The sequence below is a fragment of the Streptomyces decoyicus genome (genome assembly GCF_019880305.1).
In the GTDB taxonomy this organism is placed as follows: domain Bacteria; phylum Actinomycetota; class Actinomycetes; order Streptomycetales; family Streptomycetaceae; genus Streptomyces; species Streptomyces decoyicus.
Genome location: NZ_CP082301.1, coordinates 7,778,905 through 7,791,085 on the forward strand (window position 1 = coordinate 7,778,905; position 12,181 = coordinate 7,791,085).

General features: G+C 72.9%; 10 protein-coding genes. 2 read left to right on the plus strand and 8 right to left on the minus strand.

Annotated elements, in window-relative coordinates; translation table 11 throughout:
• Positions 1-46: 46 nt before the first annotated feature.
• The 4 genes from K7C20_RS33905 to K7C20_RS33920 form a co-directional block, all read right to left on the minus strand.
• Positions 47-1,741 (minus strand): DUF885 domain-containing protein, encoded by a 1,695-nt coding sequence (locus tag K7C20_RS33905; RefSeq protein WP_030089139.1) that lies wholly within the window; start codon positions 1,739-1,741, stop codon positions 47-49.
• A gap of 160 nt (positions 1,742-1,901) precedes the next feature.
• A complete protein-coding gene (locus tag K7C20_RS33910) occupies positions 1,902-3,299 on the minus strand; it encodes a GNAT family N-acetyltransferase (RefSeq protein ID WP_030089140.1) in 1,398 nt (465 codons plus the stop codon).
• 84 nt (positions 3,300-3,383) lie between these two features.
• Positions 3,384-4,961 carry an alkaline phosphatase D family protein gene (locus K7C20_RS33915; protein ID WP_053209206.1) on the minus strand — a complete coding sequence of 526 codons (1,578 nt, stop codon included), beginning with the start codon at positions 4,959-4,961 and terminating at the stop codon, positions 3,384-3,386.
• Positions 4,962-5,271: 310 nt separating this feature from the next.
• Positions 5,272-6,129, minus strand: a complete 858-nt coding sequence (locus K7C20_RS33920) for an alpha/beta fold hydrolase (protein WP_053209207.1) — start codon at positions 6,127-6,129, stop codon at positions 5,272-5,274.
• 189 nt (positions 6,130-6,318) lie between these two features.
• Here K7C20_RS33920 and K7C20_RS33925 point away from each other — a divergent pair, with 189 nt between their 5' ends.
• On the plus strand, positions 6,319-7,212 hold the full coding sequence (locus K7C20_RS33925) for an RNA polymerase sigma-70 factor (RefSeq protein WP_030076110.1): 894 nt from the start codon (positions 6,319-6,321) through the stop codon (positions 7,210-7,212).
• Here the strand turns inward: K7C20_RS33925 and K7C20_RS33930 are convergent.
• Complete coding sequence (locus K7C20_RS33930; protein ID WP_053209208.1) at positions 7,164-7,829, minus strand: aspartate/glutamate racemase family protein; 666 nt, start codon at positions 7,827-7,829, stop codon at positions 7,164-7,166. The two genes, K7C20_RS33925 and K7C20_RS33930, sit on opposite strands and share 49 nt — an antisense overlap.
• A gap of 257 nt (positions 7,830-8,086) precedes the next feature.
• Between K7C20_RS33930 and K7C20_RS33935 the strand changes: the two genes are divergently transcribed.
• Positions 8,087-8,833, plus strand: coding sequence for a GntR family transcriptional regulator (locus tag K7C20_RS33935; protein WP_053209209.1), 747 nt, complete (start codon positions 8,087-8,089; stop codon positions 8,831-8,833).
• Between the two features lie 138 nt (positions 8,834-8,971).
• On the opposite strand, the gene K7C20_RS33940 is transcribed toward K7C20_RS33935, so the two are convergent.
• The 3 genes from K7C20_RS33940 to K7C20_RS33950 form a co-directional block, all read right to left on the minus strand.
• Positions 8,972-10,159: an ROK family transcriptional regulator gene (locus K7C20_RS33940; RefSeq protein WP_030076112.1), complete on the minus strand. Its 1,188-nt coding sequence runs from the start codon at positions 10,157-10,159 to the stop codon at positions 8,972-8,974.
• Positions 10,160-10,244: 85 nt separating this feature from the next.
• Positions 10,245-10,895, minus strand: a complete 651-nt coding sequence (locus tag K7C20_RS33945) for a response regulator transcription factor (RefSeq protein ID WP_053209210.1) — start codon at positions 10,893-10,895, stop codon at positions 10,245-10,247.
• Between the two features lie 4 nt (positions 10,896-10,899).
• Positions 10,900-12,132 carry a sensor histidine kinase gene (locus tag K7C20_RS33950; protein WP_053209211.1) on the minus strand — a complete coding sequence of 411 codons (1,233 nt, stop codon included), beginning with the start codon at positions 12,130-12,132 and terminating at the stop codon, positions 10,900-10,902.
• Positions 12,133-12,181 lie beyond the last annotated feature (49 nt).

The window sequence follows — 12,181 nt, forward strand, 5'->3', positions numbered from 1 at the left end:
CACAACACCGCTCGAAGTGGCCGGCCGCCGTCCACCCGGGCCGCGGTCAGAGCGCCGACAGCTCGCTCAGCAGGTCGTCCAGGCCCAGCGAGCCCTGTGACAGCGCCGCCATGTGCCAGGCCTTGAGGTCGAATTCCGCGCCGTGCCTGGCGCGGGCCGCCTCCCGGCCCTGTAGCCACACCCGCTCACCGAGCTTGTAGCCGATCGCCTGGCCGGCCATGCCCTGGTAGCGGGTGATCTCGCTCTCGACGAAGTCGGCCGGGCGGCTGCTGTGCCGGGCGAAGAACTCGTGCGCCAGCTCCGGGGTCCAGCGCTCACCCGGGTGGAAGGGGGAGTCCGCCGGGATCTCCAGCTCCAGATGCATCCCGATGTCGATGATGACCCGGACGGCCCGCATCATCTGGGCGTCCAGATAGCCCAGGCGTCGTTCGGCGCTGGTCAGGAAGCCGAGTTCGTCCATGAGGCGCTCGGCGTACAGTGCCCAGCCCTCGGCGTTGGCGCTGACGATGCCCACCGTCGTCTGGTACCGCGAGAGCTGGTCGGCGACATGGGCCCACTGGGCCAGCTGGAGGTGGTGGCCCGGCACCCCCTCGTGGTACCAGGTGGAGACCAGGTCGTAGGCCGGGAAGCGGGTCTCGCCCATCGTCGGCAGCCAGGTGCGGCCGGGACGGGAGAAGTCCAGCGACGGCTGGGTGTAGTAGGGGGCGGCGGCGCCACCGGGCGGGGCGATCCGCGACTCGACCCGGCGCACCCGCTCCGCCAGCTCGAAGTGGGTGCCGTCGAGCCCCTCGATGGCCTCGTCCATGAGCGACTGGAGCCACTGCCGGGTCTCCTCGACGCCCTCGATCGCCTCGCCGTGCTCATCGCACCAGGCCAGCGCCTCCCAGGGCGTCTTTGCCCCGGGCAGGACCTTCCCGGCCTCGGTCTCCATCTCGGCCAGCAGCCGATGGAACTCCGACCAGCCGTAGGCGTACGCCTCGTCCGCGTCGAGGTCGGCGCCGTTGAAGTAGCGGGCGAGCAGGGCGTAGCGCTCGCGGCCCACCACGTCCGGTGCGCCCGCGATGGCGGGGGCATAGCTGTCACGGAACCAGTCACGCAGCTCCACCAGGGCGCCGGTCGCCACTCCGGCGGCCTCGGTGAGTTCGGCGCGCAGGCTGTCCGGGCCCGGGTCGGTGAACTCGGCGAACCAGCTGCGGTCCGTACCGATCCACTCGTCCAACTGGCCGATGACGGTGCGGACCTGGAGCGGACCGGCGGGCAGGTCACGCTTCAGCCCGGCGTCGAGGGCGGCACGGTATCCCTCCAGCGCGGCCGGTACGGCCCGCAGCCGCTGGGCGATCGCTGCCCAGTCCTCGTCGGTCTCGGCCGGGGTGACCGTGAAGACCTCACGGACGTGGTGCAGCGGCGAGCTGAGGTTGCTGACCGTGCGCAGGCCCTCGCCCGCCTCGTGGACCGCCAGTTCCGCGGTCAGCCGCTCGCGCAGCAGCCGCGCGCAGATCTGCTCGGCGGGAGTGTCCGCACCCGGCCGGGCCTCGGCCTCGGTGAGCTTCTCCAGCGTCGTCCGGGCGAGCTGGGCCACCGCCTCCTGGCCCGTCGGTGAGAAGTCGGGGAGCTTGTGGGAGCTCTCGGCGATGCCGAGGAAGGTGCCGGTGATCGGGTCCAGGTCGACGAGGGCGTCGACATAGGCATCGGCGACCTGGCGGGGCAGCGGACCGCCCTCGGAAGAAGTGGTGTGGGACATGTGGCCATCCTCGTACGGATGGCCCCGCCGCGTCACCATCAAGAGGCTTTACGTTCCTGTCGCTTTGCGCTGCCCTTGCCTTCATGCGGCGGCCGGCCGTGCGTCGGAACGCCCGGCCGGCCGGAGGACTTCGTGCTCGGCGGGGCGCCGCGCGGGGTGCTCAGCGGCGCGCCGTGCCGTCCTGGGCCCGTACGCTCTCCCGGTGCTCCCGCCGGGCGGGCACACCCGTCGGGCGGGCGGTGATCACGAGAGTGCCTTCCTCTATCTGGTAGTCGAGCGGCAGCCCGAGGCCGCGCATTGCCGCCACCATGCCGGTGTTCGAGGCCTGGGTGATCGCGTAGACGCTCGCGCAGCCGGCCTCGGCCGCCATCGCCACCAGCCGGCGCAGCAGCTCGGCGCCGATGCCGCGCTGCTGCCAGGTGTCCTCGACCAGCAGCGCGACCTCGGTCTCATCGCCGTCCCACAGCAGATGGCCGAGGGCCACCAGCCGGCCGGACGCGGTCTCCACCGCCAGGGTGCGGCCGAACCGCGGGCTGAGCAGATGGCCGAGATAGCGGTCCGCGTCACCGACCGGGCCGTGGTAGCGCAGACCGAGGGTCTTCGACGAGCAGCGGTCGTGCATCTCGCGCGCCGCGGCCAGATCGGAGGTGTCGGCACGGCGGACCGTGATCTCGTTGCCCTCGGGCAGTGTCAGCACCTCACGCCGCGGCGGCACGCGCTGGCCGAGTCTGGCGTCCAGGTCGACCAGTGCGCGAACGCGGGCGAACTCGGTCGGGGTGAACGGCAATTGCGGCCTTTCGAGGGTGAGCGAACCCCCTGAGGGGTCGCGGAACTTCATGATGTGCTCCTCCAATACACCTTCCGTGGGCACCTGCTCCGCGAGCGGCTGACCGCTCAGCGAGCGCGCGGGCACCGAACGGATTGTGCAGCGCCCGAGCAACTGGCGCAGTGCCAGGGGGAGTTCGGCGGAATCCAGGGCCGTACGGGTGGCCAGCCCCAGCATCCGGGTCGGCGCATCGACGAGATCGTGCGTATCGGCGCGCTCCAGCCAGCTGTGCGCGCCGCCCGCGTCGGCGACCGTACGGGTCAGCGCCGCGGACGTCAGCGCGTCGGGTGCGCGCAGCAGGAACTCGTCGACCGTGCCGTCGGACAGCGGGTGGGTCTGCAGGCTGAGGATGTCCACCCGCCGCGCGGACAGTGCCGTGCACAGTGCGGCCAGGCTGCCGGGCTCGTCCCGGACCGTGGTCCGCATCCGCCACAGCACCGTCTCCTGGCCTTCGGCCCCAGGGGCCTGCCCGTCAGGGGACGCCGCTGTGGCGCCGGTATCGGTCGGCGGCGAGGCGTTTTCGTGGCGTCGTGACCACCAGACGTGGAACCCGGCCGTGGCCAGCAGAGCGACCGCGGCGGAGCACAGCATGACCGGGCCCGACGGGCCGTGCGCGACCATATTGGCGATGATGTCGGCCACCGCCACGGCGGTGAACAGGGCGGCCAGCTCGACGACGTCCCGCCGCCAGTGAGGGCGGCGGATGGCATGGGCAGAGGATGCTTCAGTCATGCACACAAGCCTGGCGGACAGGTGTTGCCTGATCGCCAACACCTTGTGTCCGACGGGTAAAAGACGCAATCGACGCATTGGCCTCTACTGTCCTACCTGTCCCGGTTGCAGCACCTTGCTGAACAACACCTCGCCGCCTTCCTGGCACAGCCGCACCGTCAGCTCCCCGCTCCCTCCGTCGATATCGATCTCGCCGAAGTACTGCGGACTCTCCGCGGGGGAGGTGTTGGCACGGTCCGGCGCCTTGATGAACGGCTGCTCGGGCCCGAATGTTCCATCCAGCTTCAACGCCTGGAATCCGCCCGCGTTCAGCGGCCCCGACACGAACTCCCAGAACGGCTCGAAATCCTTGAACGCGGCCCGCTCCGGAGCGTAGTGCTGCGCCGCGGTGTAGTGGACGTCCGTCGTCAGCCACACCGTGCCGGTCACCCGGTCGTGCTTGATGTGCCGCAGCAGCTCCGCCAGCTGCAGCTCGCGTCCCAGGGGAGCGCCCGGATCGCCCTGCGCCACCGCCTCGAAGTTGGTCTTGCCGTCCGGGACGACCAGTCCCAGCGGCATGTCGGAGGCGATCACCTTCCACACCGCATGCGAGCGGGAAAGCTCTCGCTTGAGCCAGCGCAGCTGCTCGGCCCCGAGAATGCCCTGCGGGTCCTCGGTCTGCCGGCCGGGTGAGTTCGCATTGCGGTAACGGCGCATGTCCAGCACGAACACATCGAGCAGCGGTCCGTGGTGCACCACGCGATAGACCCGGCCGCCCCGGTCGGGCCGCAGCGTGCGGATCGGGAAATACTCACTGAAGGCGCGCAGCGAGCGCGCGGAGAGCACATCCGTCTCCTTCACCGTGTACCGGTCGTCATCGAGCAGTTGCCCCGGATACCAGTTGTTGTGCACCTCGTGGTCGTCCCACTGGGTGATCGTCGGCACCTGCGCGTTGAAGCGGCGCAGATTGCCGTCCAGCAGGTTGTAGCGGAACGCGCCACGGAACTCCGCCAGCGTCTCGGCGACCTTCGCCTTCTCCTCCGTCGTCACGTTCCGCCAGATCCGGCCGTCCGGGAGTGTCACCCGCTCGGGGATCGGGCTGTCGGCGTAGATGTTGTCGCCGCTGCACAGGAAGAAGTCCGGGTTCCGGCGGCGCATGTCCTCGTAGATGCGATAGCCGCCGCGGTCCGGGTTGATGCCCCAGCCCTGCCCGGCCAGATCGCCCGACCAGTGGAAGCGCACGCCGGTGGGATGGCGGCCGGTGGGCGCCGTGCGGAAGGTGCCGGTGACCGGCTCGCCGGTGCGCCGGGGGTCGTCCGGGTCCGCGAGCAGCACCCGGTAGTGGATCTGCTCACCGGCGGGCAGTCCGTGCAACGAGGTGACGCCGGTGAAGTCCGTCCCCGCCCCGATCACCGGTCCGCGCCAGGACCTGGCGTTACGGAACGACTCGGTGGCCGCGGTCTGCACCACCATCCGGGCCGGCCGGTCCGAGCGCACCCACACCAGACCCGAGGACGTGGTCACATCGCCGACCTGCACGCCCCAGTCGGCGCTCGGCCGCCCGCTGCGGGCCTGGGCCGGCGAGGCGCAGGAGATCGCGGGCAGTGCCAGCGCCGCCGAGCCCGCCGCCGCGCCCTGTAGCAGCGACCGCCGTCCGAAGCCGCCGCCGGATCCCTGCGCCATTTCCAACCTCCATGCCTCGACCGACTTCACTGCCGCCCCGTTCGTATCGCTGTCCGGTGCCCCGCAGCCGAACGGACGGTGAACAGCGGTCCGTTCCCGGTCCGCGGCCCGAACGGATCCTGGGCCCTGTGACCCACCGGACCCGGGCCATGGTCGCAAGACCACCGGCCGACCGCCAGGATGAGGCCGGGACGTTTACGTTCCTGGTGGCAACTCACCGGATCCGTGGGCGGGCCGGTGCGCTCGGGCCTTGCCCGGCGCCGTACGCCGCTGGATCGTCCCCGTCGCCGCAGGGGAGGCCGCCACCGCCTCAGGATGCCGCCGTCCAGGACACGCCCTGGTTCACCGTGTCGAGGATGACCCGCGCCACCAGCGCCGGGTCGTCGTGCATCGGCACATGCCCGCAGCCCGGCAGCCGGACCAGCCGCGCGCCCGGAATCGTGTGCTTGGCGCGGACGCCCTGGCGCGGGAGCAGCAGGCGGTCCCGGCTGCCCCAGCCGATCGTCACGGGGAGGTCCGGCACATCGGTGGTGAACCGCACCGCGCGGCCGGCCGCCAGCGTCGGGGTGAAGCCGGGCGCCTCGCGCAGGGCCCGGGTCTCCGCCACGACGGCCTCGGCCGAACGGCGGCCGGGGTGAGCGTAGATGGTGCCGGTCAGCGAGGCGCGGCCGAGGGCGGTCCGGGCCAGGGACTCCACCACCGGATGGGGCAGTGCCTGCGCCCCCGCGTACATGCCGCGCAGCACGCCGAAGGCGTAACGCCGCTCGGCCGGGGTCCAAAATCCCGCGGGCGAGAGCGCGGTGACCGACCGGACCGCCCGCGCGCGCCCCAGCTCCAGGGCGAGCAGCCCGCCCAGCGAGTTCCCCACCACATGCGGGCGGTCGGCCCCGAGCTCCGCGAACGCCGCGATGAGCAGCGGGACGACCGACGGCAGGTCGTAGGAGGAGCCGTCGGGCAGTGCGGGGGAGGCGCCGAAGCCCGGCAGATCGAGGGCGATGACCTCGTGGGATGCGGCCAGGATGTCGCACACCGGGCGCCAGGCCTGGAGGTGGTGGCCTATGCCGTGCAGCAGGACCACGGGCTCGCCCGCGCCCTTGCGCTCGTACGCGACTGTGAACGGAGGCCGGTCCGCGGGGGTGACACGGGCGAAGGAGACGGGGGTGGCCATCAGAACTCCTCGGGGGGGTGCGGTGCTTTCGGTGGGGCCGGGCATGCGCTGACACGATGCCAGCTGAGGCTACTGAGCGGTATGGGGCGGCCGGGGCGAGCACGCGATGTGCTGCACACCACGCGCCCATGCCGCCGCACTCCGTGGTTTCCGCTGGACAAGGCCGGGACGGGCCGGTGGGATGGAGGGGTGCTGAGCGAATCCACGACCGATGTGACCGATGTCTTCGAGGAACACCGCCCCGTGCTGTTCGGGGTGGCCTACCGGATGCTCGGCCGGGTGGCCGATGCCGAGGACGTGGTGCAGGACGCCTGGCTGCGCTGGTCGGCAGCGGACCGGTCGGAGGTGCGCGAACCGCGCGCCTTTCTCGTACGGATCACCACCCGGCTGGCCATCGACCGGCTGCGTCAGGTCCAGTCGCGACGTGAGTCCTACGTGGGTCCGTGGCTCCCGGAGCCGCTGGCGACCGACATCGGCGGCACCGCCCCGGACACCGCCGACCGCGCCGTGTTCCACGAATCCGTGACCCTCGCCGTGCTCGTCGTCCTGGAGTCGCTCTCCCCTCTGGAGCGCGCCGTGTTCGTGCTGCGCGAGGCCTTCGGCTATCCGTACGCGGAGATCGCCACCGCCCTCGACCGCACTGAGGCGGCGGTACGCCAACTGGCGGGCCGCGCCCGGCGGCACGTGGAGGACGGCAAACCGCGCTTCGAGGTCGACCAGGACCGGCAGCGCGAGCTGACCGAGCGGTTCATGGCCGCGGCGGCCGGCGACGATCTGGCAGGGCTGCTGAACCTGCTGGCGGCGGACGCGCGGCTGGTCGGGGACAGCGGCGGAAAGGCCAAGGCCCCGCTGCGGATCATCGAGTCCGCGGACAAGGTCGCCCGCTTCCTCTTCGGCGTCACCAGGTCCGTGCCGCCCGGCATGGAGTTCACCGTCCTCGAACTCAACGGCGGGATCGCGCTGTTGGCGCGCAACGACGGGGTGCCGGACACCGTCATCCAGCTCGGCGTCCGGGACGGCAAGATCCAGACGGTCTACATCGTCCGCAATCCGGAGAAGCTGGAGTCGCTCGCGGCCGGCTGAGCGGCGGCCCGCAGACCGGGCCGCGGACTGGACAGCACCGGCACACCGGCGTCGAGCCCCTCGGCCGCCGCGGCCATGGAGGCCTGCGCCAGGACGATCACGTCGGTGTCCCGGATCTCCCGCGCCGCGGAGACGACCGCCGCCCGGTAGCCGTCGCCGTCGCCGGCCTCGAAGCGCTCCCAGGCGCCCGGCACCAACACGTTTCGCACGCGCACCGCACGGCCGGCGCGGTCGGCCTCCTGGGCGATCAGGGCCTCGGTGGGCGCGAACGTGCTCTCCACGGCGGCGAGCACGGTGATGCGCGGGCCGATGGCGACGGCGGCCGCGGCCATCGGCCGGTCCACCCGGAGGACGGGGAGGCCGAGCGCCGCACCGGCGGCCTCGGCGACCGAACCGATCGTCGAGCACGTGCACAGCACGGCCCGCGCCCCGCCCCGGGCAGCAGCGGCGAGCTCGGCGGAGACGTCCTCGGTCACCGCGTCGGGCCCCTGCGCCCGTGCGCGGTCGAGGAGTTCGGGACGTACGAGGTGATGCAGCGCCAGCCCGGGGGCCTCCTCGTCGCGCAGCGCGTCGAAGACCGGGACGTGGACGGGCGAGGTGTGCAGCAGGGCGAGCATGCCGGCGACAGTAGCGCGCGGCGGCGCAAAGGGCGGGGGTGGGGCGGTCGTGTGGGCGCTTGCTCCGATCCGAAACGGATGCCGGATTGGTCTTGACCAAGGGTAGGGGCGGCCATATCGTCGGGATACTGCAACAACCTTTAATAAAGAAGCGCTCATAATCGGGCGCGCAGGCGGCCCGGCGGAGACAGGGCCCCGTGCGCGGGCCCGAGCCCCATGGGGGAGCAGCCCCGGTAACGGCCAGTGCGGAGGACAGGGTGGGGACCACGCAGCTCGAAACGGTGCCGGAGCCGAAGTACTGGCACCTCAAGACCGTGCTCAGCGATGCGCTGGACTCGGAGTTCGCGGTCGGCGAGATTCTGCCCAACGAGCGTGAACTGGCGGCGCGGTTCGGCGTCGCCCGTGCCACGCTGCGGCAGGCGCTCGAACAGCTGGAGCTGGAAGGCAGACTCCAGCGCCGCCGCGGTGTCGGCACCACGGTCGCACCGCCGCGCGTCGGCGTCGCCGTGGACCCCGTCCGCCACACCTGGCCCGGTGCCGCCGGCGACGACTGGCAGCCGGTCGACGCCGTCGAGAGCGACACGGTGCCCGCCACCGTGGCCGGCCTGCTCGCGACCGCCCCCGGCGACCCGGTGCACATCGTGCGCCGCAGCCGGGTCACACACGGCCGGCCGGTCGCCGCCGAGCTGCTCTACGTCCCGGCGGAGGCGGTCCCGGGCTGCCCGCCGGCGGCCTCGCTCAGCGCCCCGGCCCGGGCCCGTGCGGTCCTTCAGGAGCTCCAGACGCTGGAGCTGGGGGGCCAGGACCGTACCGTCGAGCTCGGCTCGGCCCGTGCGGAGGACGCCAAGCAGCTGGACCGGCTGCCGGGCGCGCCCGTCCTGGTCGTCACCACCCGCTATGTCTCCGGGGGACGCACGACTGCCGTCGCGGTCTCCACCTACCGTGCGGACACCTGCCGTCTGACCTTCGGCGAGAGCGACGCGGCGGCCCTGCTCGCGAGCTGAGCCGCCCGGCGGACGAGGTAGGGGCCCACTCCGGGCAGCGCTCCGGTGCGGGCCCGTTCTTCGTGCTGTGGCGGCCGCAGGCCGGGACGCGGCCGTCCTGTGCCGCGGGGCAGCGGCGGCCGGTCGCCTGCCGTCCGGTCAGCGGCGGCCCGTGACCGCGTCACGGCTGGGACGGCGGCCCGTCACCGTGCCCTCCACCGCGAAGAGTTCGCCCTCCACGTGATCGAGCGCGAGCCGCAGCGCGCCCGTGGCGACCGCCGCCTCGCCCAGCTGCGACAGGGCGACCTGCGGCGGGCGCAGACAGTAGCGCGCCAACTCGCTGCGCAGCGGCGCCAGTACACCGTCCAATTCCGCCGCCCAGCCGCCGATCACCACCAACTCCGGGTCGAGCGCCAGCACCAGCGCCGCGACATCGTGCACCAGCCGCCGGAGGAAACGGTCGACCGCCTCCCGCGCCTGTGCGTCGCCCTCCCGCGCCGCCGCGAAGACCGCCGCGACCTGCGCCTCGTCCAGGGGGTGCAGCGGCTCTCCGGTCGTCGACAGCAGCTTCTCCGGGGTCGCCTCGCGGCCGAGCAGATGCAGCGCACCGATCTCCCCGGCGGCCCCGCCGAAGCCACGGTGCAGGCGTCCGCCGATCAGCGAGCCGGCCCCCGGACTGAGCCCGGCCAGCACGAAAACGATGTCATCGGAGCCGGTGGCCGCGCCCTGCCAGTGCTCGGCCACCGCGGCGGCATTCGCGTCGTTCTCGACCAGCACCGGACAGCGGAACGACCGCCGCAGCCGCTCACCCAGCGGCAGACCCGTCCAGCCGGGCAGCGCGGTGCTCAGCCGTACCGTGCCGTCCGCCTCCACGATGCCGGGCCCGGCCACACCGACGGCCCGCAGCGAACTGCGGGGCACGCCCGTGCGGCGCAGCAGATCGGCCACCACGGCACGGACCCGCTCCAGTCGCTCGTCGGCCGGCGCGGTCTCTTCGACGGCGCGCTGTGCGGTGTCCAGAACCCGCCCGCTCAGATCGGACAGCAGGGCCGCGACGCGGTGCGGGCCGATCTCGATGCCCAGCAGATGGCCGGCCTCCGTACGGAACCGGAACCTGCGGGCCGGCCGCCCCTGGCGGCGCGTCTCACCCTCCTCGGCGGCCGCCTCGACCACCAGGCCGGTCTCGATGAGCCCCTCGACCACGCCCTCGACCGTCGGCCGGGACAGGCCCGTCACCTGGACGAGGTGGGTGAGCGTGGGGGAGTCCGCGGCGCGCAGCGCATGCAGCACCACAGCGGAGTTGATCCGTCGCAGCAGGGAGGGGTCCCCGCCGGTGAGCCGCCCCAACGTACGTCTCCCTCACTTTGCGTGTGTGGCGGATCGTAGCCGGTCACCTGAGGGGCGGCGAGTCCCGCAGGGGCTGCTTCCGCGGTCAGCCGGGCGAGACGAACCCGGACTCGTACGCGGCGATCACGGCCTGGGTGCGGTCCCTGGCCCCCAGCTTGCCCAGGACCGAGCTGACATGCGTCTTCACGGTCTCGGCTCCCAGCACGAGCTCGCCGGCGATCTCCGCGTTCGACAGCCCACGGGACATCAGCCGCAGCACCTCCTGCTCCCGCGCGGTGAGCGCCGCCCGCTCGAAGCCCGCCCGGGCGCGGTCGTTGCGGCGGCCGGCCGCCATGCTGCGCAGCGCCGCGGGGAGCAACAGCGACCCGCCCTCGGCAACGAGCCGCACCGCGTGCACGATCTCGGCCGGCCGGGAGCGCTTGAGCAGAAAGCCGTCCGCTCCCGCGCGCAGCGCCTCGTAGACGTACTCGTCCTCCTCGAACGTGGTGACGACGAGGATACGGGGCGGCTCGGGCACCGAGCGCAGCACTGCGCGGGTCGCCTCGATACCGTCCAGGAGCGGCATCCGTACGTCCATGGCGATCACATCGGGCCGTAGCTTCCGCACCAGCGGGACGACGGACGCCCCGTCGGCCGCCTCGCCCGCCACCTCGATATCGCTCTGCGCTTCCAGGATGGCGCGCAGCCCCGCGCGTACCAGCGGCTCGTCGTCGACCAGGAGTACGGAAATCGGCACGGGGTCAGCGTAGTTGGCGAAGGGGGAGACGGGCGCGCACCCGCCACTCGCCGCCGTCCGGCCCGGTCTCGGCCTCGCCACCGAGCAGCGCGGCCCGTTCGCGGAGGCCGCGCAGGCCACGGCCGCCACCGGCGGGCTCCGGGGGCGCGGCGGGCAGTGGGTTGCGTACCTCCAGTTCCAGTACGTCGGTGCCGACGGCCATCCGTACGGACACCGGCACCGGGCCCGCGTGCCGCAGCACATTCGTCAGGGCCTCCTGCACCATGCGGTACCCCTCACGGGACACCGGACCGGGCAACGTCTCCAACGGGCCGCTCAGTTCGGCGCGCACCGTCGAGCCCGCGGCCCGTGCCGACTCCAGCAGGCGCTCGGCATCGGCGAGCGTGGGGCGGTCGGCGGGCCGGGGAGCGTCCTCGCGCAGCAGCCGCAGCGCCCGCTCCAGATCGGTCAGCGCCTGGCGTCCGGTGTCCTCGATGGCGGCCAGCGCCCGCTCGGTGAACTCGGGCGAGCCGGCGGCACGGGCCGCGCCCGCTTGGACGACTGTGACGGTCAGCGCGTGGCCGATCGCATCGTGCAGCTCCTGGGCCAGCCGGTTGTGCTCCAGCATGCGCTCCGTACGGGCCTCCAGTTCGGCCAGCCGCTCGGCGGCCGAGGGGCCCAGCAGCAGCCGTGCGGCGGCGGCCATCAGTGCGCCCGCCCCGACGGCGACGGCCGACAGCAGGACGAGGGGAAGCGGTGCGAGCAGCCCGTACCACCAGTGGGGTGCCTCGATCGCCGGCAGGCCCTTGAGGTGCGTGCGGCGTCCTGCGGCAGCCAAGGTGAACGCCCAGGCCAGCAAGGGAAGTTGAACAGTCAGGGCTGACAGGGCAACGCCCGCCTCGAGCCGCAGCAGCAGCCACGCCGCCGTACGGCCACGTTCGCGCCAGGATCCCGACGGGGTCGTGGCGATCCCGGACGCGGCGCGCGCCGTGCGGTCGTGCGGGCCCGGAGTCAGCAGCAGCTGGGCCTGGAGCCCCTCGACGCGGCGGACCACCGGTATCAGGGCGGCGAGTACGAGCAGTGGCAGGGGGAGCACCGCCATCCACAGCCACGTCAGCCATCCGCCCGCGAAAAACGGTTCGTTGTACAGGAAGCCGGTCAGCACCCCGGCCACCGAGGCGATCAGCAGATGCAGCCAGCGGGTGTAGGTGACGGCCCGGGAGAGCGGACGGAGAACGCCGGGGAGCGAGGAGGGCACCCCCTCATCGTGGCAGCGGCCACCGGCCCGTGGCCTCCCCCGCCCGGGG

Bases quoted from the DNA above. Each gene is read 5' to 3' on its own strand.
- K7C20_RS33920 (WP_053209207.1), bottom strand. From the start codon at position 6,129: ATGGCCACCCCCGTCTCCTTCGCCCGTGTCACCCCCGCGGACCGGCCT.
- K7C20_RS33905 (WP_030089139.1), bottom strand. From the start codon at position 1,741: ATGTCCCACACCACTTCTTCCGAGGGCGGTCCGCTGCCCCGCCAGGTC.
- K7C20_RS33910 (WP_030089140.1), bottom strand. From the start codon at position 3,299: ATGACTGAAGCATCCTCTGCCCATGCCATCCGCCGCCCTCACTGGCGG.
- K7C20_RS33930 (WP_053209208.1), bottom strand. From the start codon at position 7,829: ATGCTCGCCCTGCTGCACACCTCGCCCGTCCACGTCCCGGTCTTCGAC.
- K7C20_RS33915 (WP_053209206.1), bottom strand. From the start codon at position 4,961: ATGGCGCAGGGATCCGGCGGCGGCTTCGGACGGCGGTCGCTGCTACAG.